The sequence below is a fragment of the Dysgonomonas termitidis genome, assembly GCF_042654545.1.
In the GTDB taxonomy this organism is placed as follows: Bacteria; Bacteroidota; Bacteroidia; order Bacteroidales; family Dysgonomonadaceae; genus Dysgonomonas; species Dysgonomonas termitidis.
Genome location: NZ_JBHSGN010000095.1, coordinates 46,722 through 69,478 on the forward strand (window position 1 = coordinate 46,722; position 22,757 = coordinate 69,478).

The window sequence follows — 22,757 nt, forward strand, 5'->3', positions numbered from 1 at the left end:
AATAACATAACTCATTTAATAGTATGAAGAATATCGCAAGAAAAACTCTTGACGAGTTTATTATTGAGAGACAAGAAGATTTCAGGTACTCTACAGGAGAGCTTTCCCGTCTTCTGAATTCCATTCTGCTTGCTGCCAGAGTAGTAAGCTATAAGGTAAATAAAGCCGGGCTTGTAGATATACTCGGTGCTGCCGGTAACGTTAATGTACAAGGTGAAGAGCAGAAAAAACTGGATGTATATGCCAATGAGGTATTCATACAAACATTGGTCAACAGGGAGATTGTTTGTGGTATCGCTTCGGAAGAGAATGATAATTTTATAACCATACAGGGACTGGACGAAGGGCACAACAATAAATATGTGGTACTGATGGACCCATTGGATGGCTCTTCCAATATAGAGGTGAATGTATCTGTGGGCACTATATTCTCTATCTACCGGCGTATTTCCCCGATAGGTTCGCCCGTAACGATGGAAGATTTTCTCCAGCCGGGAGTCAACCAGGTAGCGGCAGGATATATTCTGTACGGTACATCTACCATGATAGTATATACAACCGGACGCGGGGTAAACGGCTTTACGCTGAATCCGGCGATAGGCAGTTTCTACCTGTCGCATCCGAATATGAGATGCCCTAAAAATGCTAAGATATATTCAGTGAACGAAGGGAACTATGTACATTTTCCACAGGGAGTAAAAGATTATATTAAATATTGCCAGGAAGAAAAGGAAGACCGGCCTTATTCTGCCCGGTATATAGGCAGTTTGGTATCCGATTGTCACCGTAATCTGATTACAGGCGGTATCTATTTTTATCCGTCTACTCACAAGTCACCGAAAGGAAAACTGAGACTGTTGTATGAATGTAACCCTATGGCATTTATTACCGAACAGGCCGGAGGGAGTGCGACAGATGGTGTAAACCGGATATTGGAGTTGCAGCCTACCGAACTTCATCAGCGTACACCGTTTTATTGCGGAAGCGCAAATATGGTGGAGAAATTGAAAGATTTTATCGCGCAGTCGGAAGAAAAGGAGAAAAAACAACAATAATATAAAACTCCCATTGTAGATCATAGAACAATGGGAGTTTTTCTATAAAGCTTATCAATGCTAGAATTGAACTACGATTTTGACGAGGAAGACTTCCTGCAACTACAGATGTATTTTGCCTCTAAGGATGAGATGCAAATAAAACAGCGTAAAAAAGAAAAATACAAAATTATGGGTCTGTCGTTCCTGTGTGGGCTTTTATTGTTTTTCGATGAAGGCTATCGTTTACTCTCCTATTTTTTTCTGGGGTCGTCTGTTTTCTTTTTTGCTATTTATCCATGGTGGTCGGTATGGTTTTATAAACGGATGTACAGAAAGCATATATCTGAAAGTTCACGGGCTGACTTTCCTTACAATACAAAACTTTTGTTCGGAAATGATGTTATAGAACTCGAGACGAAGAAAGGCCATCGTCATTTTAGCGTAAATGATATGGATGCGATAATTGAAACAGGATATTACTTTTTTATTACGATGAGCTATGAGGTAACTATTATAATCCCTAAACACCGGATAAATAATGTGGAAGAGGTGAGGACACACCTGTTGCGATATAATGAGTATAGCCACGTATCTTTTGTTGAAGACCTGAACTGGAAATGGCGATAGAAAACTTTTACTGTATGCTTATAGTCATTTATGTTATATTTATTGGGAAGATTTATCTATATAATAAGCTATTAGCCTTTAGTTGTTAGCTGATAGTTCTTTGAAGTATTGATTAAAGCAGTTACGAGTTACTTCGCCCTTTGGGCAGTTACGAGTTACAAGTAAACAAGATACGAGTAGACAAGATACGGGATACAAGATGTTGACTGCTAACTGTTGACTGAAACATATGTTACCTTTTTGAAAGAGTCACATATAGCTAATTGCTTATTTCAGGCTTATTCAGGCGGGTACTTTTTATGCGTTGATATCAGGCTGTTTTTTAGCATATTTTGCATTTAAAACAATTATTTTTATTCGGAAATGCAAACCGGAGATTGCATTTTTTAGTATATTTGCGCACGCATAAAAAGGCGGCATATACTACTTACACAAGAACACAAGTAAAAACATCTATTATATGGACTTAATTAAACAAATTGTAGAAAGGGCCAAGGCAAACAAACAACGTATTGTCCTTCCCGAAGGAACAGAGGAGAGAACTATTACAGCTGCCGACCAGTTACTTGCAGATGGAGTTGCAGATATTATTCTTATAGGGGATACAAAAGAGATTAAGGACCTGGCTGTGAGTTTAAACCTGAAAAATATAGGTAAAGCAACCATTCTTGACCCTCAGAGCTATGAGAAAAAAGAGGCTTATACGAATCTTCTTTTCGAATTGAGAAAGGCCAAGGGAATGACAATCGGGCAAGCAGCTAAGTTAGCCGAAGATCCATTGTATATCGGTTGTCTGATGATAAAGAACGGAGATGCCGATGGAGAGATAGCCGGCGCGCAAAATACGACAGGAGACGTGCTTCGTCCTGCGCTTCAGATTATAAAGACAGCACCCGGTATCAGCGTTGTTTCAGGTGCCTTCTTAATGTTTACCACTCAGAAACAATACGGTAAAGACGGATTGCTCGTAGTAGCGGATTGCGCTGTTACACCTGACCCTACTGCGTCCCAGTTGGCAGAAATTGCAGTTGCGACAGGCCGCACAGCTCGTGCATTGGTAGGTGAAGAACCGCACGTGGCTATATTGAGTTTCTCTACAAAAGGAAGTGCGAAACATCCTATGGTTGACAAGGTGATAGAGGCAACCCAGCTTGCGCAGAAAATTGACCCTGCAATGAATATCGACGGAGAATTACAGGCAGATGCTGCTCTGGTTCCGTCTGTAGGCCAGCAGAAAGCGCCGGATAGTAAGGTTGCGGGGCATGCAAATGTGCTTGTTTTTCCTTCGCTGGAGGTAGGGAATATTGCATATAAACTTGTTCAGCGTTTAGGCAATGCAGAAGCTGTTGGTCCTATCTTACAAGGCATGGCAGCTCCGGTAAACGACCTTTCGCGCGGCTGTTCTGTGAGCGATGTTTATAATATGGTAGCCATAGCGGCAAATCAGGCCATAGCGGCAAAAAATAAATAACAATCAATAAATTATATATGGCAGAAATCATAGAACCTATTGAAGAATACGGGTTAAGCAATAAACATAAAAAACGGTCTCTTTTCTCCAAAATCGGAGTTGTCGGCTGTGGTCGTGATGGCAGGCATATTGTTAGCCTTACGGCATTGTCGGGGATGGAGGTTGTCTTCATTGAAGTTTCGGAAGACAGAATTCAGGAAGCCCTCAAAGATATAGGTCATGGACTGGATACCAAGATTGAAAACTGGGGGTTGACTCAGAGTGAAAAACGCGCTACTATGGGGCGTATAAAAGGCACACTCAACTACAGTGACCTTAAAGGATGTGACTTTGTGATAGAATGTATCCGTTACGAAGCAAACGGAGAACGCAGTACAGAACTTCGTAAGGAGGTTTTCAGAAATCTGGAACTGGTGCTTGCGCCCGATGCGATTATTGCTACGAACGCCACTACGGTTATTATTAGTGAGCTGGCGGCCGAACTGACGCACAAAGAACGCTGTATAAGTCTTCACTTTCCTATTACCCATACAGAGGCCCGCTTGCTTGAAGTAGTAAGAGGTACATTTACATCACAGGAGGCAATAGATAAGATCTATCTGTTTGCCAATATGATAAAGTATCTTCCGATTCCGGTTCATGAAAGTAGCGGTCTGGTGAGTTTCCGCCTGTTGATTATAATGCTCAATGAGGCATGCCAGATATGGATGGAGAACGTGGCTTCTATCGAAGATATCGACAAGGAATTTACTATTATCTACGGCCAGCGGTATGGTATTTTCCATATTGCCGATATAATAGGTATAGAGAAACTGGTAATGATGATGGAGGATATGTTCCATGAGTACGGTGATAAAAAATATAAGGCTGCTCCTATTCTATGGCGTCTGTATCGCTCTAAGCAGTTAGGCATATCTTCGGGTAGGGGATTCTACATCTATGATGAAGCAGGAAAACAACTTGGTCCAAACAATTTAATTTAACAGTATGAAGATATTAGTATTGAACTGTGGTAGTTCATCTATAAAATATAAGCTTTTCGATATGGAAAGCAAGGAAGTTTTGGCTCAGGGAGGTGTAGAGAAAATAGGGCTGAAAGGTTCATTCCTTAAATTTCCCGCAGACAATGGAGATAAAGTTGTCCTTGAAGGAGAAATACTCGAACATCAGGCCGGTATAGAATATATCCTCGGAGTCCTTCTCAGTGAAAAATATGGCTGTATAAAATCATTAAGTGAAATAGATGCCGTAGGTCACCGCGTAGTACACGGCGGAGAAGAATTCAACAGCAGTGTGTACATTACGGATGAAGTGATTAAGAAGATGGAGGAATGTATCGAACTTGCCCCGTTGCATAATCCGCCTAACCTTGCAGGTATTTATGCTGTTAAGGAACTGATGGGAGATATTCCTCAGGTTGGGGTATTCGATACTGCTTTTCACCAGACAATGCCGCCTAAGGCTTATATGTATGGTCTGCCGTACTCGCTTTATCAGAAATACGCTATTCGCCGCTATGGCTTCCATGGCACAAGCCATCGTTATGTTTCCCGTAAAGCATGCGAAATACTGGATGTTCCCTATGAGGGGCAACGGATTATTTCGGCGCATATCGGTAATGGCGGCTCCCTGGCTGCTATTAAAGGGGGTGTTTCCATAGATACCTCCATGGGTATGACTCCGGTGGAAGGCTTATTGATGGGTACACGCTCGGGTGATGTAGATGCTGGTATTATCTCATTCGTAATGGAAAAAGAAAATATTGGTACACAGGCTATCTCTACTCTGGTAAATAAACATAGCGGATTACTCGGCGTTTCAGGTGTTTCATCCGATATGCGCGAGATCCGGGCAGCTATTGCAGAAGGAAACGAAAAGGCCAAATTAGCTTATGATATGTTCCTCTACCGTATCAAGAAGTATATCGGGGCGTATACTGCAGCTTTGGGTGGTCTTGATATTTTGCTTTTTACCGGAGGTATAGGGGAAAATGCCGTTTATCTTAGAGAAGAAATCTGTCTTGATTTAGAGTTTATGGGAATAAAACTCGACAGGGAGAAAAATCTGAAGATTTACGGAGAAGAGGCGGTAATCACCTCACCGGATTCTAAAATAAAGGTAATGGTTGTGCCAACTGATGAAGAATTTATGATTGCTTCAGATACTATGGATATTGTGAATAGATAGTGTTTGAGGTTTATTATCAGTATATTATATAAAAACGGCTCAGTTATGGGTCGTTTTTATTTGTTTATAATAAGCAAGGTTATTTAACAATTCGGCTGGTATTCCGAAGGTCTCCGTTAAACAAATTTAAACTGTTAAAATAACACTTGAGATTATTTGGAATATTCCCAAACGCCTCTTATCTTTGTAATGTGTTTTTCATAGTATTAGATTTAAGGTTAACAATGAAGATTGGTTGTCGGGATGACAACCTTTTCTTTTTTATAGCTGTTTGATAAATAAATACCATTACTCCGGAAACACATAAATCCCATAAACCTACGATATGAAAACATTTTCAAGACTTTATAAATAAGGTTTATTCATCGCTATATTGACTGGTATGACCATGCGGAGGGACTTGTTTCGGATAATAACTTCTTATAACCATTTAATAACTCCGGATAGCTATATAATAATAACAACATTCCAGAATAATATTAAATCATAGATTTGACTTGAGATTTAAGTTATTAATTAAATTTGTTATTATGAAAACAAGACTATTGATTGTACTGTTAGCGTTAATCCCTGCATTTATCCATGCCAGAGAGGTCCGGACTTTAAACGACTTGAAACAAGGTGACTCATTCACTCTCAAAGTAACTGTATCGGATGGAGTTGCCGGCCATAATTCGATATGGGATTTCGACCAGGTACAAAAGTTAGAAGTACAATTCAATGTGTTTTCTGTAGATAAAGATTCTGTCAGATTTGGAATCAAACCTACCAATTGGTTTGCGCATTTTCAGGATAAGGATCAATATGATCCAAATTCATACAGCCCATTTAAAACATATAATTATTACGACTCTTATTTCTTTAGTCGTTATGCAAATGGTGAAAGCATATTCTATTTATTTAGAGATAATAACGTTATCCTTTCCGCAAGTATAAAGGATGGAAGAGTAAGTACAAACTTCCTCCCTATTCCCGAAGAAAGCGGAATATTCACACGTGACAGAAAAAGGTGGTATAGCGATTTACTACAGATAACAACGGGGGTGAAAATCAGAGGAGGTGGTATTCCGAAAGATTTGACATTAGATTTTGAGGCAGTTCTGAGAACTGCGGCTCAAGGATTCTTTCACAATTGGATCGAAAAGAGCAGAGAAGGCAATCTGATGTCGTGGTTTGTCGATTTAAGAGATTCGGTCACTACCCAGAATGCTCAAGCCCCTACATTTGTACAAATAGTTTCTGCTTCATTCTATCTTCAACCGAATATACATCTGGTATATACACCCCCTAAAGATGTAGCCGGAGATCGGGTCTTTATAACCAATGATGGCGAAAGAATCAGGCCCGTAAAGAAATCATCTGATGGTTCATACACTTTTGAGTTCTTCCTGCCCTCACCAAAAAGGATGGAACTTAATAGCCTTTTACTGGACGTCACACCTGATGATTCAATACAGATAGAATATAATACTGTAAAAAATGACTATTCATTTACAGGCAGGGGCGGAGCCAATTCTGCCTATACTCACCAAATCGTAAAGTTCTATAAGGAGGAAAAAGGGTTGCGGAACTATGGTGAAATATGGAAAATTACTCAGCAACAGATAGACGACTTTTTAGACAAAGGAAAAGCCAAACATCAGGCCCTGCTGCAAACTTATTACAAAGAAATGAATGCTTATTGGATAAGATCGGCAGAGCTATCATACAACTATTGGTATTTGTCCGAAAAAGTGAACATGCATAATGTTATAACGCAGCAGAATATCGGGGACTTTATGAGACCAATGCCTCCACAGTATCAGATAGACTGGACGAGTAAAGAATTTGGGAGTATATTTCCTACTACCGACTATCTGTACCAGCCTTATACCTATGGAGAGTTCCTGGACAGCTACTATAGCTACAAAGCTTGGCAAACAAATGATGATGTGCTTACCGGAATGAGGTCTCTTCAAGAACATATTCCCAGATATTACTTTGCTGATGCCATATTCTGGGGATATCCACGGTTTTATCTGACCTCTGAGACACTGAAATATCTGATGACAGGCTTTCATCTGGAGGATAGCCAAAGAGAATATGACGATTTTCTGAGAAAATGCACTGAACCCGAGTTGCGTAAAAGCGTAACCTCTATGCATGAACAGGTGGAAAAAGTAGAACCCGGAGCTAATATTAAGAATCTTGATCTGGCAATTCAGAACTATATACCATTGAAAAATGCATCTGATAGTTATATCGTATTGCTTGTCGATGAAGGATTAACAGAATCCTTTAGCCTTAAACTGAAGAATCCCTATAAAGAATCGGATAAGGAAAATGATTATCTGCGGGATAAAATAACATCCTGCGTAATAACTTCCGAATCAAGAAAATCCCTTTTTGAAAAAAATAACAATGTGCAGGAGCATATTACTTTTGTACCCGATGATAAATTACGCGATTATTATGATAAAGTTATTACTCGAAAAGGATGTTATATCATAATGAGAAGTGATGGGACTATTTTGGATAGGGTACTGGGTAACTATAACGACTCAGGTATTCTTATCTTATCGGTAATAGAAGAAGATATTCAAAAACAAAAGAATCAGAGTACCGCTTCGAGCGGTATTCTGGCGCCTATTATTTTATCTTCGCTTTTCTCTGTAATACTTACATTTTTCATAGTACGGCTGGTAATCCAACGCCGAGAACGTATCAAAAGGCATATTTCAGAACTTGAACTGAAGGCTATCCGTGCCCAGATGAATCCACACTTTACTTTCAATGCTCTAGGTTCCATTCAGAATCTTATAAATCAGAAGAAGGATAAAGAAGCGAATGACTATTTGGTTAACTTTGCAAAACTGCTTCGTCTGGTATTATCAACATCGGAGAAGAGACTGATTACTCTGTCGGAAGAAATAGAGCAACTGGAATTATACCTTCGCCTCGAACAGTTGCGTGTACCTTTCAGGTATACTATTGATATAGATGAAAGCATCGACGTGGAGAACGAGGAAATACCTGGGATGTTGATTCAGCCGATTGTTGAAAATGCCGTGAAACACGGGGTTGTTCCTGAGGGAGGTGGGCATATAAAGTTGACCTTTACCATGACTGGACAAGTGCTGTATGTAACTGTAACAGATACGGGAAATGGTTATTTTGTGTCGGAAGATGCGGCGAAAGCAGGATTTGGTCTACAGGCAATACGTGAACGGCTGAAGCTGTTAAACAAGGAGCTGAAACTGGAGATCGGCTTGCAAATAGAGAATATTGAAACAGATCGCAAAATCACCGGGTGCAAGGTTACAATATCAATACCGGTTTAAAACTTAAAATATTAATGACAAATACTCCTATACGAGCAATTATCGTAGAAGACGAGCAAAATAATCGTGAAAACCTACAGCGGCTTCTTTCAGAATACTGTCCTGCAGTTGAGATAGTTGCTCTATGTTCGTCGGCGCTTGAAGGCCGGCAGAATATCGTAGAATTAAAACCCGATCTGGTCTTTCTTGATGTCGAGATGCCAGGCGGAGATGGTTTCTCGATGCTGGAGAGTCTTTCCAAATTTGATTTCGAAGTGATTTTTGTGACAGCATTTACCAGTTATGCAGTTAAAGCAATAAAGATATCGGCATTGGATTACATTGTAAAACCAATAGATACGATGGAGTTATTGAAAGCAGTGGATAAGGCAATAGAAACAATACGCGGTAAACAAAATAATACACGAATGCTTAATTTGTTGAATAACAGGAGTAAACAGGATAATAAGAAAATGATTGCCCTGCCTCTGTCCGATAAAATTGAATTCGTTGAGATTATGAATATTATCCGGTGCGAATCGGACGGGAATTATACATTCTTCTATCTCAAGAGTGGTGAGAAATTATTGATCTCAAAGACTCTGAAAGAATACGACGAATTACTCTCTCCTATAAATTTCCTTCGGGTACATCAATCCCATCTGATAAACCTGAATGAAGTAAAAAGCTTTGTGAAAACCGATGGGGGATATATTCTGATGAAAGATGGTTCGGGTATTACGATATCCCGCCAGCGGCGAGAGATGGTTCTGCGAGTTTTACATAAAAATGATTTCAAAGAACGCTAGGCACTGTTATACCATATGACCGTTTCCAAAAGGGTATTCTGAAAAAGATCCTGGACTTAAAGCCATACGGGATTCTGTATTGAAAATATCAAGATATAAAATATATCGTAAGATTATACCCGTTTCTTAATTTCCTTTTTCTTATTTTTGTACAACCATTATCTTATCTAAAAAATGGAATTCAGGACAAAAATAGAGATACTCAAATCCGGATTGGCTATTTCTCATAAAAGCAGTATGTTAATGTTTGGCTCCTGCTTTATAGAAAATATCGGAAAATTGCTTATCGACAATAAATTCAATGTAAATCTCAATCCGTTCGGTGTACTTTACAATCCCAAATCGATCAGTCAGGCTTTGAGGCTGCTCATCGAAAAAAAGAAATTCACCGTAAACGATGTTTTCGAATACAAAGGACTTTATCATAGCTTTTACCATCATAGTGTATTTTCTAATATAGATATAGATAAATGTATTGGGGAAATAAACACAAAAATCGAAAAATCTTCTGCTGATTTACGGCAGACAGATATTCTGTTCATCACATTCGGTACGGCATACGTCTTCCGTTCGAAGAAATATAATATGATTGTAGGTAATTGTCATAAACTGCCCGCATCGGATTTTGACAGATACCGTCTTTCTGTTGATGATATTGCGGGTGACTGGGAATCTTTGATAGGTGAATTGAAGCAGATAAACCCGGCCCTCCAGATTATATTTACGGTAAGCCCCATTCGTCATATGAAAGATGGAGCGCATGAGAACCAGCTTAGTAAGTCGGTCTTACTTCTTGCTATTGACAAGCTAAGAGAAAAAATGGATGGATTACACTACTTTCCCTCCTACGAAATTGTCCTTGATGAACTGCGTGATTACCGCTTCTACAATGACGATATGACACATCCGAATACGATGGCGATTAAATATATATGGGAACGGTTTTCCTATACATATTTTAGTGCCGAAGCCCATCCGGTAATAGAAGAATGGAACAAGATATATCTTGCTCTCAATCATCGGCCTTTCAATGCTGAAACCCATGAGTATAAGCATTTTTTAAGGCAAACTTTGTTAAAGATTAAAGCCTTCAACGAGAAATATCCATACATTTGCTGTAGTGCCGAAGCCTCTGAATTAGAGAGTCGACTATAAATAGAAAGAAGAGAGAAATGAAATATTCCATTCATAAAATAGCCAAAATACTTGACGCTATTGCTTCCGACCTGAATGATGCGGATATAAGCATATTACTGACTGATAGCAGACAGGTGTTTTATCCGGCTGAAACATTATTCTTTGCCTTATCCACAAAGAATAACGACGGGCACAAATACATCAATGAACTGTACGAGCTGGGTGTCCGTAATTTTGTTGTTTCGCAGATACTTCCCGATTGGGAGAATTATCAGGATGCGAACTTCCTTGTGGTAACGAATACCTTGGCTGCGTTGCAGCGTATTGCGGCATATCATCGCAGTCAGTTTGAAATACCTGTTATCGGTATTACCGGCAGCAATGGAAAGACCGTGGTGAAAGAATGGCTATATCAGATACTTCATCAGGACTTTAATATAACCCATTCACCCCGCAGTTACAATTCTCAGATAGGCGTGCCTCTGTCGGTATGGCAAATGAACGGTCACACACAACTCGGTATTTTCGAAGCAGGGATTTCCCAGCCGGAAGAAATGTCGAAACTCGAAGCTATTATCCGTCCCACTATAGGCATTCTCACCAATATCGGGCAGGCTCATCAGGAAGGTTTTAAATCCATGAAGCAGAAATGTCTGGAGAAACTGGAACTGTTTATCAACTGCGATGTTATCATTTGCGAAGAGGAAAATGAACTGATAGATGAATGTATGGAAATTGCATGTCTCTCGCATAAACGGTTGACATGGTCACGCAGGGGGTCGAACAAAAGTCCCTTGTACATAATGAAAATAGAGAAGCAGGAAAAAACGACTACGATCCATTATTCTGTTTTGGGTATGGCCTCCAGGCTGACGATTCCTTTCTCTGACGATGCTTCTGTCGAAGATGCCATCCACGTTTTGGCCACAGCTTTCTATCTTCATGTATCACTTCCGGATATAAATGAGCGTATGGCTACCCTCGAGCCCGTGGCGATGCGGCTCGATGTACGTCAGGGGAAGAATAATTCTACCCTGATTAATGATTCGTACAATTCGGATATCAATTCCCTGAATATAGCACTGGACTTTCTTGTACAACGTGCTACCGCCAGTGAGCAGAAAAAGGTGCTTATCATATCCGACATTCCACAATCAGGGCTTATTCTGCGAGAACTGTACTATCTGGCTGCCAATCTGGTTTTGAATAAGAAAATAGACCTGCTGATAGGTATAGGACAGGAGATATCAGCTCATAAGGAAATGTTTAAAGACACCGAGAGTCTGTTCTTTAATACTACCGAAGACTTTATACACTCCGACATCTGGCACGATTTCCATGATATGTTTATCCTGCTGAAAGGGGCGAGAAGTTTCTCTTTCGAGAGTATAAATAAACTGCTGGAGGTAAAGACCCATGAAACCGTACTGGATATAGATTTGGACGCTATTGTCCACAACTTTAAGTTTTACCGGTCTAAGCTGAATCCGAAAACAAAGATGATCTGTATGGTTAAGGCCGATGGATATGGCACAGGCTCGTCCGAGGTTGCTAAAACGCTCCAGTACCATAAATGTGATTATCTTGCTGTGGCTGTTGCCGAAGAAGGCGTAATTCTGCGTAAACAAGGGATAAAAGTTCCTATTATAGTTCTCAATTCGGAAGTCGGAGGCTTTGAGGAGCTTGCTACATACTCTTTAGAGCCTGAGGTCTATAATTTCAGAATACTGGATGCTTTTATTAAGGAGGCTAAATTGCAGGGTATTACTAATTACCCGATACATATAAAGATAGATACGGGTATGCACCGCCTTGGATTTACAGAAGAGGACTTACCCGAATTAATGGATCGCGTCAAAGGGCAGACCGGAGTACGCATACAATCCGTATTCTCCCATCTGGCTGCCAGCGAAAGCTGGAACTTTGATGATTTCACCCTCCAACAGATCAAGACATTTAAGAAGATAGCCGGAGAAATTGAAGAGAGCTGTCATTATCCGGTGATGAAGCATATTCTCAATTCGGCAGGAATAGAACGTTTCCCGGAAGAACAATTGGATATGGTACGCCTGGGGATAAGCCTCTATGGTGTCAGTGCCAGTGGCTTGAACGGGCTTCGCAATGTATGTACGCTGAAAACCACTATTTTGCAGATAAAGCACATCAAGGCCGGAGAAACCGTTGGTTACGGGCGTAAGGGGCATTTCGACCACGATGCTACAATAGCCACTATCCGGATCGGTTATGCCGATGGTATCAGCCGTCAGTTTGGGAACGGTGTAGGGGTTGTCCTCGTTAACGGACATCAGGTCTCTATTGTAGGTAACATATGTATGGACCTGACAATGATAGATGTTACAGGTATAGAAGTCAAAGAAGGGGATATTGTTACTATCTTCGGAGAAAATCTTCCGGTAACCGATTTGGCAAAAAAAATAAATACGATCCCTTACGAAATATTTACATCGATATCCAACAGGGTTAAGCATATATATTATAAAGAATAATAGGCGATATGATCCCCGGTGGGGAAATTCATCTATTACTTTTACCCTTCCTATGACCTCTTGAGGGAGCTGGATGGTGAAAAACTGACAACTTTTGTATATTTTTTATTTTCCAGTCTTTAAATATTATTATAATCTTTCAAAGAACTATAAGCTAACAGCTAAAGACTATCGGCTTCTATTATATAGATAAACATATTTGGAAAAAATGCATCATGAGTGCGTTTCTGCTAAAACTTCTTAAAAACGTATCTGTTATATAAAAATAATTACCTTTGTGGTTGAAATGAGAAAGTTTGGTCAGACACTTATATTATTAATTGCCGCCGCAACTGTATTTTTCACAGGCGCAGGAGTGACAATTATGAACTACTGCTGTACTACTTGTAGTGGGCAGACTCTTTTTATGACCGAACAACATATATGCTGTGCACAGGCTAGTCAAACTGAAGAAGTTTCAGGCTGCTGTTCCGTTAAAGACACCGCACATCACGATACGTGTGAAACTTCGTTTAAAAGTGAGATACACTGTTCGGCATCCCGCTTGTCGATAGATATAGATGCCTCATCATTCCGTCCTCACGTGGCAACCCCTTTTGTATGGATATCGGATGCTTCATTAGCTGTCACCTCGAATATTTTGCCCGAGAAGGTAGAATATACAGATGAATATGCTCAGTTTGAATCACCTCCCGAAATTCCTCCAAGGGATTACCTGTCCCTTATCAGTGTACTTATCATTTGATTTTTCTACGTTAGTTATGTTATACAGGATATTCAGATAATCCTGTAGCTAATACTTTGTACTTACGACTAAGTGCTTATTAACTCATTACTAATAAAGAGAATCAGATGAAAACGATAAAACTATTTATAATATTACTACTTCTTCCCACTCTGGCTTTCAGTAAAGACATACTGAAAGGATATGTTTATGACGCTCAGAAACAGCCCCTGATAGGCGCCAGCGTACATTGGGAAAATTCCAAAACAGGTGTGATCACAGATGAAAAAGGCTACTTTGAAATAAGCGGTACGCCCCATAAAGATCATATGCTCGAAGTGAACTATATCGGCTTTAAAAATAAGGTCGTTCATATTCATGATTTTGTGGATATGCAGGATATAACACTGGATGAAGATAATGAACTGGGTGAGGTCATTGTAGAAAAGACCCCTCCGGGAACTATTAAATCCCGCACCAGCCTCTTGAATACCGAAAAGATAACAACCAAGGAACTGCATCGTGCCGCATGTTGTAATCTTTCCGAAAGCTTTGAGACCAACCCCTCGGTAGACGTATCGTTCAGTGATGCTGTGACAGGGGCAAAGCAAATCCAGCTTTTAGGCTTGGCGGGAACATATGTACAGACCCTTACCGAGAACTATCCGAACTTTCGCGGGCCGGCTTCTATTTATGGTTTGGATTATATTCCGGGCCCGTGGATGGAAAGCATACAGATATCCAAAGGAGCAGCATCTGTGAAAAACGGCTATGAATCTATTACCGGACAAATGAATGTGGAATACAAGAAGCCTAATAGCGCCGATCCTCTCAGTCTGAATCTGTTCGCGAGTGACGCAGGCCGGTATGAAGGAAATGCGGATGCAGCCTTTATATTGAATGATAAACTGAATACAGGTGTATTCCTTCATTATTCGAATGAGTCGGCTTCACATGATGATAATGACGATAGCTTTCTGGACGCGCCGAAGAAGCATCAGTTCAATCTGATGAACCGTTGGCATTATATGTCGGGACGCTATGCTTCTCAATTTGGCGTACGCTTTGTGCAGGATTACCGTACCAGCGGACAGACAGTGCATACCCTGACTCCTTCGTCCCTGAATAAGGATAATCCTTATGAGATAACCGTGAATGCAAACCGCGGAGAGTTTTATACAAAGAACTCCTATATACTCGATGAAGAAAGGAATGGCAATGTAGCACTGATATTCACAGGATCGTACCACGACCAGAAGTCACAGTATGCAGCCAATAAGTATAATGTGTACGGTAACAACCTGTATGCCTCATTGATGTATGAAACCGGGTTTGGAAAGGAGCATCAGTTAAGCGCAGGTCTCAGTATGAACTGGGATAAATACAGCCAGTCCATATATCTGGCGCAGCCTGTTACCAATCAGCCGGATCAGGAAACTACAACAGGCGGTTATCTCCAGTATACTTTCAACAAGGATGATAAGTTTATCGCGCTGGCAGGTCTGCGTACCGATTACAGTTCCCTGCATGACAAAATGTTTGTAACCCCGCGCCTGCATCTGAAATATATGCCTGTACAATGGCTGAACATGAGAGCTTCGGCAGGCAAAGGCTACCGGACTGTATTTGTTATGCCGGAGAACAGTTTCTATCTGGCCAGTAGCAGGAAGATAGAGATAGCCGATAATCTGAAGCAGGAATCGGCATGGAATTACGGTACAAGCATATCTTTCCATATCCCGGTCAAAGGCGAAGAGCTTACTATTTCCGGAGAATGGTACCGTACCGACTTCGATAATCAGGTAGTAACAGACGTGGACAGCAACCCTCATGCAGTACAATTCTATAACCTACAGGGCAAATCATACGCCAATAGTTTTCAGGTAGAGGCATCCTATCCCTTATTCAAAGGCTTCAATATACTCGGAGCTTACCGTTGGACAAACGCGAAGACGAATTATGGCGGCAAGCTGATGAAGAAGCCCCTTGTCAGTGATTACAAAGCATTGGCTACTGCTTCATATGAAACTCCTTTAAGGAAATGGGTATTCGACCTCACTGCCCAATTTAACGGTGGCGGACGTATGCCTACTCCTGATGCAGTAAATCCGCTGTGGGATACCAGATTCGATTCGTTTACTATCCTGAATGCCCAGGTTACCAAGAACTTCCGAAACTGGAGCGTATATGTAGGTGCGGAAAATATAACTGATTTCAGGCAGAAGAATCCTGTCATATCTTCCGAAAATCCATTCGGAGACGATTTTGATGCTACAATGGTCTGGGGCCCTACAATGGGACGTAAGTTCTATGCCGGCCTGAGATATACTATAGGGAAGTAAACGAGCCCCCTCCCGGCCTCCCCCTTGGGGAGGTGTCTGGTATAGAGTCTCTCATGAAGCCCCTCCTTCGGAGGGGTTGGGGAGGCTATAATACTCAAATTCGAAAGCCAGACTATTATATGCTTCTTGCTTTATCAAGTTGCTATCGTCTTTATATATAGATAGCTTGTCCAGTATTGTACCGGCTTCCGTTTTCGATTGCCTTCCTGTATGTTTCAATGCCAACGACGCAGCATTGCGAAGAAACATATTATCTGAAATAACATCATTCCATATAAAGGTATAATCATTTGCAGACTGTTTGCCGGTTTTCTTTATTAGAAACAGGCGGGCCAGTAGCCAATAACCTGTTGTGCGGATACTCTCGTCTTTGCTGTTACCCCATTCCAAAGCCAGTTTGCCGGCAAAAGGAAGGATTTGTAACAGATTAAGGGAAAGTTGCTCCCTTATCTCCTGATTCGGAATCTCAGTAACCCATTTATTGGCAACGACCTCTGTAAAGTTATCAGCAGGATAGAGGAGAGTCGCCAGTATTTTTAGTTCACGGGTATCTTCTTTCCAGAGTATTTCAGCTAGCTCTGCATCCGGTTTGTAACGGCCCGATAACTCTTTTATCTGCTGGATATTCAGCCCGAAATTCACTTTGTAAGATATGCCCCGCTGCCGCATACTGGTAGATGCGATACCGTTCATGGCTTTGCGGCAACGCTGACGGATATCCCTTATTATTTCTTCTTGTTGCATTTTATCCCTCGTAATCTACCGCTTTTCTGTCCATAACCGCTTCCCTGATAAACGGAAGGACTGCCTGATGCAGGGGATGATTCTGATAGATATCCAGTGCTTCTTTGCTTGATAACTCGGAATAGAGTACTACATCGAAATTCCCTCCTCCCAGAAAATCGATACCGACTTCTATTTTTAATAAGCCGTCGATCTTTCCGCTCAGGGCTTCCAGTTTTTCTTTTACCAGTCCGGCATTAGTTGCCTTGTCGTTTCCGTGGGCCTCGTCTTTGAGCTTCCACATTACAATATGTTTGATCATTATAGTTGAATTTTGTTTTATTGTTACTTAATATAGTCTTCCGGCATCAGTTTTACTTCCGCGAAAAGCTTTCCGTCCATTGTGTAATATGCATATATCAATGTCATTTTATCATCTTTGAACATATCCAGATCTTTTCCTTTAGTGCTTTGCAAAGCAAGGGTGAGAGCCGGCTTTGTGCTTCTTACAAATTCTTCGGCCGTAACAGCTGGAGTCTGGGTAAATGTATAGTGATACTTGAACTCGTTTTTAGATACCGCTTCCGCTTTGTCCATCCTGATACCTCCGGGTAGCGGCATCGGCATGCTCTTATTCGTTTCTTCGGCCAGCTTTACAAATTTAGATTTTGGTGCTTCTGCTTTATTTTCTGTTTTTGCCGTTTCGGCCGGGGCTTCTGTCTTTGCCTTCGGTCCGCAACTTGTCGATACTCCTGTTATCAGAGTAGAGCAAAGGATAAATAATATAATCTTTTTCATATACTTCTATTTTATAAAATGGGATAGGATTACGGCCTTAAAGATAGGTATTTGGTAATAAAGTAACAATCTTATCCTTATAATTTGATATCTGTAAAAAAACTTGCAAGTAAAAGTATGTTCAGGAATGTCACAATAGATGCTATACCGTACAGCCATATCTTAGTCCGCAACGAATTCGCGTATTTACCCATTACCTTTTTCGATGACGTGAGCCGGACTTGCAAAAAGACTGTTACAGGAAGCTGCATACTTAGTATTGCCTGCGATATAATCAGTCCTTTGAACGGGTCGCCTATCATAAATATTATAAGTAAAGCCGTACCTAAGGAAATAAGTATTCCCATACGGGAATGTATGTCCTTTATATTGTATGGTTCGTTGTACATCCCTGCAAAGATAGAACCGGCGGCGATACCCGATGTCATGGATGACGATATGCCGGCCAGCAACAGCGCGACAGCAAATATAACAACGGCATTACTGCCCAATAGCGGTTGCAGAAGGGAATGGGCCTGCTGCAAATCATCGACAACTATTCCCTGTTTGAAAAACGTAGATGCAGCCAGTAATATCATGGCGCTGTTTATCGCCCAGCCGATAAGCATCGAAAAAAACGTATCGAAAAACTCGTATTTCAGTTGTTTCTCCATCACTTTTTCGTCTTGCAGGTTCCATTGGCGGCTTTGTATAACTTCCGAGTGCAGGAACAGGTTGTGTGGCATCACTACGGCTCCGAGTACACTCATGATTATCAGCATACTCCCTTCCGGTACAGACGGCACGACCCATGCTTTTGCCGCTTCTCCCCATTCAATATCCACAAGGAACAGTTCGTATATAAAGGAAAGTCCAATCATGGAAACAAAGAAAATGATATAGCGTTCTATCTTCTTATAGGAATTGGAGAACATCATTATAAATACAAAGACCGCGACAAATACTGCCCCTATTTTAACGGGTACATCAAACAGCATATTCAAGGCTATTGCCCCTCCCAGAATTTCGGCCAGTGATGTGGAAATGGATGCACCGATCGCAGACCAGAGTACAATGCGTGAACCGGTCTTCGGCAAATATTTATTTGCGGCTTCCGATAGGCACAATCCTGTAACAATCCCCAGATGGGCGACATTATGCTGTAAAATAATCAGCATTATGGTGGATAGTGTAACCACCCACAATAGAGCGTAGCCAAACTCTGACCCCGCCGCAAAATTTGAGGCCCAGTTACCGGGATCAATAAAGCCAACGGTAACCAGAAGTCCTGGTCCGATATATTTCAATACCTCAAGAAGTCCCGATTTCTGTTTGGGATTGATTGTATTATAATCTTTTTTTATCTTCTTAAATAGGTTTTTCATTTCCTTTCCCCACCTATTATTTTTTTATTCCTTTTATTCTGTGTTTAAAAATCCTTTGTAAATATGCAAAAGGTAACAGGGATATCAGTTAACAGTTAACAACTTGTATCCCGTATCTCATATAACTTTCAACTTATTACTTAATACTTACTACTCGTTAAAAGGTAACAAAGGTAACAGTTTTTTAGCCTTTGTGCTCTTTGTGATTCCCTTCGTGTACTTAGTGGTTAAAAACTCTTTACCACAAGGGGCACAAAGAGTTACACAAAGAACACTATAGAAAAAGTAACAAAGGTAACAGATATGTCAGTCAACAGTTAGCAGTCAACATCTTGTATCCCGTATCTTGTCTACTCGTATCTTGTTTACTTGTAACTTGTAACTGCCCGCAGGGCGCAGTAACTTGTAACTGTTAAAAGGTAACAAAGGTTACACCTTTTCATTCATTTGCTAATATGCTAATTTACTAATCATTTTTTCAAAGAACTATAAGCTAACAGCTAAATGCTATTGGCTATATATATAGATAAACTTTCCGGAATACCTTTACACATCTTTTTTCTTCCTGTCCCTTGCCGACGAGGCGTATACTCCGAATAAACATAATACCAGACAAATAACAAATGTTATCCGCATACTGCCGATAAATTGAGACGACAGGGCAGGGGACATCTTCACATTTCCTATCATTATCGAAATAGCCATAATAGCGATACCCATACTGAATGCCTGCCCCGTGAGGCGCATTGTTCCCATAGTGGCCGAGGCCAGCCCGTAATGTTTCTTCTCTACCGAACTCATAATGATATTGGTATTCGGTGAAGAAAAAATACCGAATCCCAGTCCTAATAATATAAGTATGCCTCCCAGATAATATAAGTTGGTAGTTTCGGTTATAAAACATAATCCGACCAATCCTACAGCTATAATTCCCATACCTAGTGTTGCCAGAAATGTCGCGGACATCTTGTCCGACAGACTTCCCGATTTAAGAGAAGCTACCACCTGTACCACCGATTGCACGATAAGTATCAGTCCGGCATCGCGGGGCGACAGGCCACGCACATATTGCAGATAGAGACTGAGCATAAAGGATATGGCAAAAGTTGCCGAATAGTTAATCAGTGCCGAGAGGGAAGATAAACGGAATACCCTGTTGCCGAGGAATACCCTGATATTGAATACGGGGAATTCCTGCTTTTTCTCATATACAGCAAAGCAAAGGATAACAACGATACCGATGCCGATAAAAATGAATCCGCTGACATGCGGAAGTTCCGAAAAACCATAGATCAAAGATGAAAGAGCCACGGCAAATAATATAGCCCCGACAGTGTCGAATGTACTTTTCCCGTCTTCCTTCCAGTCGTCTTTAATTATCAGTATGCCGCCGACAGCCACAATCAGACTGAGAGCCGCCGATACAAAGAATATGCTGTGCCAGTTGAAATACTGGGTAAGTATTCCCCCTATAAACGGACCGGCTGCGAGGGAGAAATATACGGCCGCGGCGACCATACCCAGTGCTTTTCCACGTTTTTCGGCGGGAACAGATGAGGTCAGTATGGCTGTGCTTGTGCCGAACATCATCGCGCTGCCCACTCCGGCCAGAAAGCGGTATATGATAAGGCTTGTACCCGTAGAGGCAAAGCCGCTTAAAACAGAAAATACAGTAAGCACAATGACGCCCCATATAAAAACCTTCCTGCGGCCTATCATATCGGCGATACGCGCGCAGGGTATCTGAAGTATGGCCGTAGACAGCATATAGGAAGTCGGTACCCATCCGGACATGACGGCATCAAGAGATAAATCGCTGTTTATATATGGTAAGGCCAGGTTCAGAGCCGAACCCATGAATGGAACCAGAGAGGCCGACAGGCAGATGATGAATATCAGCGCGCCTGTGTCTGTATTACGTGTTTTCTGTGTCATATATTTTCAATAAACTTGTCCATCGCGGATTTTATCATCCGGTTGCATTCCTCTATATAATGAGTATTATTTCGTATATAATTTTCTGTCTGAATGTATTTTCCGTCTGTTAGTTCGTCTAATCCGTTGTCCAGCATTTCCGCATAACTTTTTTCTGTCACTTCGAAATGAAATTGCAAAGCCAGAACATTGTCCTTGTACAAAAATGCCTGATTCTTACACGCTTCACTCGAGGCCAGCAACTTTGCGTTAACAGGAAGGTCGAAGGTATCTCCATGCCATTGGAAAACGATTGGTGATTTATCCTTAGAAGCGAATAAGGCTTGCGCCCGGGTATCGGTGAGAGTAACAGGCAGCCAGCCTATTTCTTTTTCCTTGTTCGGATATACTTTCGCCCCTAATGCATTGGCTATGATTTGTGAACCCAGACAAATACCCACAACAGTCTTGTCTGCATTTATAGCCTCCTTCACAAATGCTTTTTCTTCTTTCAGCCACGGATATTTATCCTCTTCATATGTGCCCATAGGGCCTCCCATAATGATGAGAAGGTTGAATTCCGACAAATCGGGAAATTCGTAGTCTTCGTACATTTTGGTTGTGGAAAGGGTAAAATTGTTTTCATCTATCCATGTTTCAATATATCCGAGCCCTTCGAAAGGAACATGTTGTATAAAATGGACTCTGTAATTACTTTTATTTGCCATAGAGATAGTATATGTTATTTTATAAGAATGTATTTAAGCCGCGGGAGCAAAAGCAAAATTTATTTTGATTATTCCGGGTCACGAAAACGCTTAATGTAATTGAACTCATAAAATTATCAAATTGTTTATACTTAAAAGAAATTTAATCGGATATTCTTCATTTCATCCTGTAAATCTTTACCATACCTCACGGTAATCCATTATCTTTGCAATCTTAACGTTTCAGGAGAATATAATGACCGAACAGAATATACTACTTGCGTTTATACTTACAGCTATTGCGGGGCTATCGACTGGTATAGGCAGCCTTATAGCGCTGATTGCCAAACATACGAATACAAAATTCCTGTGTGCGTCTCTGGGCTTTTCGGCAGGTATAATGTTGTATGTCTCATTTATGGAGATGATGCCGCAAGGTAAGCTGGAACTGGTATCGGTCTATGGTGAAAAAACGGGAACGCTCTATCTGATACTTGCTTTCTTTGCCGGTATTGCCCTCATAAATATGATAGACTTTGCAATTCCCAAGTCGTTAAATCCGCATGAGATTCAAGGTGTGGAAGATATGGATAAAAAACGTTCTCTGAAACGTACAGGCATTGTTGTCGCCCTTTCCATTGCCATACATAACTTCCCTGAAGGTATCGCGACTTTTACATCTGCTCTTGGCTCCCTCGATGTTGCCATACCCATAACTATCGCTATTGCCATACATAATATTCCCGAAGGAATAGCTGTCGCCGTACCTATCTATCACGCTACGGGCAGCCGCAAAAAAGCATTCTGGCTATCGTTCGCTTCCGGGCTGGCCGAACCTTTCGGCGCGTTGATCGCATATTTCTTCCTGATGCAGTTCTGGACACCCGCTATGAATGGGATTATCCTGGCTGCCGTGTCGGGAATTATGGTATTTATCTCCCTCGACGAATTGCTGCCTAGTGCCGAGAAGTACGGAAAACACCATATTTCTATTATGGGATTGGTAGCAGGTATGCTGGTAATGGCTTTTAGCCTGTATTTGTTTGTGTAGTTAATTTAAGTTGCTATTTATAGATTGTAAATTTTATCAAAAGTATATCCCCAAATGAAA

Annotated in this window: 18 protein-coding genes; 12 read left to right on the forward strand and 6 right to left on the reverse strand. The window is 41.0% G+C overall.

Translation table 11 applies throughout. The features are described 5' to 3' along the window. Positions 1-23 precede the first annotated feature (23 nt). From fbp to ACFO6W_RS16740, 11 genes are all read left to right on the forward strand, one after another. The gene (fbp, locus tag ACFO6W_RS16690; protein ID WP_379998469.1) at positions 24-1,055 is read left to right on the forward strand and encodes a class 1 fructose-bisphosphatase; all 1,032 of its coding nucleotides are present in this window, start codon (positions 24-26) and stop codon (positions 1,053-1,055) included. 57 nt (positions 1,056-1,112) lie between these two features. Further along, positions 1,113-1,664: a YcxB family protein gene (locus tag ACFO6W_RS16695; protein WP_379998471.1), complete on the forward strand. Its 552-nt coding sequence runs from the start codon at positions 1,113-1,115 to the stop codon at positions 1,662-1,664. Between the two features lie 460 nt (positions 1,665-2,124). Beyond that, on the forward strand, positions 2,125-3,135 hold the full coding sequence (gene pta / locus ACFO6W_RS16700; protein ID WP_379998473.1) for a phosphate acetyltransferase: 1,011 nt from the start codon (positions 2,125-2,127) through the stop codon (positions 3,133-3,135). Positions 3,136-3,152: 17 nt separating this feature from the next. Further along, complete coding sequence (locus ACFO6W_RS16705) at positions 3,153-4,118, forward strand: 3-hydroxyacyl-CoA dehydrogenase family protein (protein ID WP_379998475.1); 966 nt, start codon at positions 3,153-3,155, stop codon at positions 4,116-4,118. Between the two features lie 4 nt (positions 4,119-4,122). After that, positions 4,123-5,322 carry an acetate kinase gene (locus ACFO6W_RS16710; protein ID WP_379998477.1) on the forward strand — a complete coding sequence of 400 codons (1,200 nt, stop codon included), beginning with the start codon at positions 4,123-4,125 and terminating at the stop codon, positions 5,320-5,322. Positions 5,323-5,852: 530 nt separating this feature from the next. After that, positions 5,853-8,642: a sensor histidine kinase gene (locus tag ACFO6W_RS16715; RefSeq protein WP_379998479.1), complete on the forward strand. Its 2,790-nt coding sequence runs from the start codon at positions 5,853-5,855 to the stop codon at positions 8,640-8,642. Positions 8,643-8,656: 14 nt separating this feature from the next. Further along, positions 8,657-9,430 carry a LytR/AlgR family response regulator transcription factor gene (locus ACFO6W_RS16720; RefSeq protein WP_379998481.1) on the forward strand — a complete coding sequence of 258 codons (774 nt, stop codon included), beginning with the start codon at positions 8,657-8,659 and terminating at the stop codon, positions 9,428-9,430. Positions 9,431-9,604: 174 nt separating this feature from the next. Beyond that, positions 9,605-10,585 carry a GSCFA domain-containing protein gene (locus tag ACFO6W_RS16725; RefSeq protein ID WP_379998483.1) on the forward strand — a complete coding sequence of 327 codons (981 nt, stop codon included), beginning with the start codon at positions 9,605-9,607 and terminating at the stop codon, positions 10,583-10,585. Between the two features lie 17 nt (positions 10,586-10,602). Beyond that, entirely contained in the window at positions 10,603-13,074 is a 2,472-nt protein-coding gene (locus tag ACFO6W_RS16730; protein WP_379998485.1) for a bifunctional UDP-N-acetylmuramoyl-tripeptide:D-alanyl-D-alanine ligase/alanine racemase, read from the forward strand. Positions 13,075-13,360: 286 nt separating this feature from the next. After that, positions 13,361-13,819 carry a hypothetical protein gene (locus tag ACFO6W_RS16735; RefSeq protein WP_379998486.1) on the forward strand — a complete coding sequence of 153 codons (459 nt, stop codon included), beginning with the start codon at positions 13,361-13,363 and terminating at the stop codon, positions 13,817-13,819. Positions 13,820-13,926: 107 nt separating this feature from the next. Next, positions 13,927-16,140, forward strand: coding sequence for a TonB-dependent receptor (locus tag ACFO6W_RS16740; RefSeq protein ID WP_379998488.1), 2,214 nt, complete (start codon positions 13,927-13,929; stop codon positions 16,138-16,140). Between the two features lie 51 nt (positions 16,141-16,191). On the opposite strand, the gene ACFO6W_RS16745 is transcribed toward ACFO6W_RS16740, so the two are convergent. The 6 genes from ACFO6W_RS16745 to ACFO6W_RS16770 form a co-directional block, all read right to left on the reverse strand. Further along, positions 16,192-16,884: a DNA alkylation repair protein gene (locus ACFO6W_RS16745; protein ID WP_379998490.1), complete on the reverse strand. Its 693-nt coding sequence runs from the start codon at positions 16,882-16,884 to the stop codon at positions 16,192-16,194. 1 nt (position 16,885) lies between these two features. Further along, positions 16,886-17,185, reverse strand: coding sequence for a Dabb family protein (locus tag ACFO6W_RS16750; protein ID WP_291111883.1), 300 nt, complete (start codon positions 17,183-17,185; stop codon positions 16,886-16,888). A 23-nt stretch (positions 17,186-17,208) separates the two neighbouring features. Continuing rightward, the gene (locus ACFO6W_RS16755; RefSeq protein ID WP_379998492.1) at positions 17,209-17,661 is read right to left on the reverse strand and encodes a hypothetical protein; all 453 of its coding nucleotides are present in this window, start codon (positions 17,659-17,661) and stop codon (positions 17,209-17,211) included. A gap of 77 nt (positions 17,662-17,738) precedes the next feature. After that, positions 17,739-19,025 carry an Nramp family divalent metal transporter gene (locus ACFO6W_RS16760; protein ID WP_291111889.1) on the reverse strand — a complete coding sequence of 429 codons (1,287 nt, stop codon included), beginning with the start codon at positions 19,023-19,025 and terminating at the stop codon, positions 17,739-17,741. A gap of 546 nt (positions 19,026-19,571) precedes the next feature. Continuing rightward, positions 19,572-20,960 carry an MFS transporter gene (locus ACFO6W_RS16765; protein WP_379998495.1) on the reverse strand — a complete coding sequence of 463 codons (1,389 nt, stop codon included), beginning with the start codon at positions 20,958-20,960 and terminating at the stop codon, positions 19,572-19,574. Further along, positions 20,957-21,667 carry a type 1 glutamine amidotransferase gene (locus ACFO6W_RS16770; RefSeq protein ID WP_379998497.1) on the reverse strand — a complete coding sequence of 237 codons (711 nt, stop codon included), beginning with the start codon at positions 21,665-21,667 and terminating at the stop codon, positions 20,957-20,959. The genes ACFO6W_RS16765 and ACFO6W_RS16770 overlap by 4 nt, the downstream gene beginning before the upstream one ends. A 235-nt stretch (positions 21,668-21,902) precedes the next feature. On the opposite strand from ACFO6W_RS16770, the gene zupT reads away from it, so the two are divergent. Then, positions 21,903-22,697: a zinc transporter ZupT gene (gene zupT / locus ACFO6W_RS16775; RefSeq protein WP_379998499.1), complete on the forward strand. Its 795-nt coding sequence runs from the start codon at positions 21,903-21,905 to the stop codon at positions 22,695-22,697. Positions 22,698-22,757: the final 60 nt, after the last annotated feature.

What these genes read in the sequence shown, in the direction of transcription:
- ACFO6W_RS16720 (WP_379998481.1), top strand. Translation starts at nt 8,657, where the DNA reads ATGACAAATACTCCTATACGAGCAATTATCGTAGAAGACGAGCAAAAT.
- pta (WP_379998473.1), top strand. Translation starts at nt 2,125, where the DNA reads ATGGACTTAATTAAACAAATTGTAGAAAGGGCCAAGGCAAACAAACAA.
- ACFO6W_RS16770 (WP_379998497.1), bottom strand. Translation starts at nt 21,667, where the DNA reads ATGGCAAATAAAAGTAATTACAGAGTCCATTTTATACAACATGTTCCT.
- ACFO6W_RS16695 (WP_379998471.1), top strand. Translation starts at nt 1,113, where the DNA reads ATGCTAGAATTGAACTACGATTTTGACGAGGAAGACTTCCTGCAACTA.
- ACFO6W_RS16740 (WP_379998488.1), top strand. Translation starts at nt 13,927, where the DNA reads ATGAAAACGATAAAACTATTTATAATATTACTACTTCTTCCCACTCTG.
- fbp (WP_379998469.1), top strand. Translation starts at nt 24, where the DNA reads ATGAAGAATATCGCAAGAAAAACTCTTGACGAGTTTATTATTGAGAGA.
- ACFO6W_RS16725 (WP_379998483.1), top strand. Translation starts at nt 9,605, where the DNA reads ATGGAATTCAGGACAAAAATAGAGATACTCAAATCCGGATTGGCTATT.
- ACFO6W_RS16755 (WP_379998492.1), bottom strand. Translation starts at nt 17,661, where the DNA reads ATGAAAAAGATTATATTATTTATCCTTTGCTCTACTCTGATAACAGGA.
- ACFO6W_RS16750 (WP_291111883.1), bottom strand. Translation starts at nt 17,185, where the DNA reads ATGATCAAACATATTGTAATGTGGAAGCTCAAAGACGAGGCCCACGGA.
- ACFO6W_RS16730 (WP_379998485.1), top strand. Translation starts at nt 10,603, where the DNA reads ATGAAATATTCCATTCATAAAATAGCCAAAATACTTGACGCTATTGCT.
- ACFO6W_RS16735 (WP_379998486.1), top strand. Translation starts at nt 13,361, where the DNA reads ATGAGAAAGTTTGGTCAGACACTTATATTATTAATTGCCGCCGCAACT.
- zupT (WP_379998499.1), top strand. Translation starts at nt 21,903, where the DNA reads ATGACCGAACAGAATATACTACTTGCGTTTATACTTACAGCTATTGCG.
- ACFO6W_RS16715 (WP_379998479.1), top strand. Translation starts at nt 5,853, where the DNA reads ATGAAAACAAGACTATTGATTGTACTGTTAGCGTTAATCCCTGCATTT.
- ACFO6W_RS16765 (WP_379998495.1), bottom strand. Translation starts at nt 20,960, where the DNA reads ATGACACAGAAAACACGTAATACAGACACAGGCGCGCTGATATTCATC.
- ACFO6W_RS16760 (WP_291111889.1), bottom strand. Translation starts at nt 19,025, where the DNA reads ATGAAAAACCTATTTAAGAAGATAAAAAAAGATTATAATACAATCAAT.
- ACFO6W_RS16710 (WP_379998477.1), top strand. Translation starts at nt 4,123, where the DNA reads ATGAAGATATTAGTATTGAACTGTGGTAGTTCATCTATAAAATATAAG.
- ACFO6W_RS16745 (WP_379998490.1), bottom strand. Translation starts at nt 16,884, where the DNA reads ATGCAACAAGAAGAAATAATAAGGGATATCCGTCAGCGTTGCCGCAAA.
- ACFO6W_RS16705 (WP_379998475.1), top strand. Translation starts at nt 3,153, where the DNA reads ATGGCAGAAATCATAGAACCTATTGAAGAATACGGGTTAAGCAATAAA.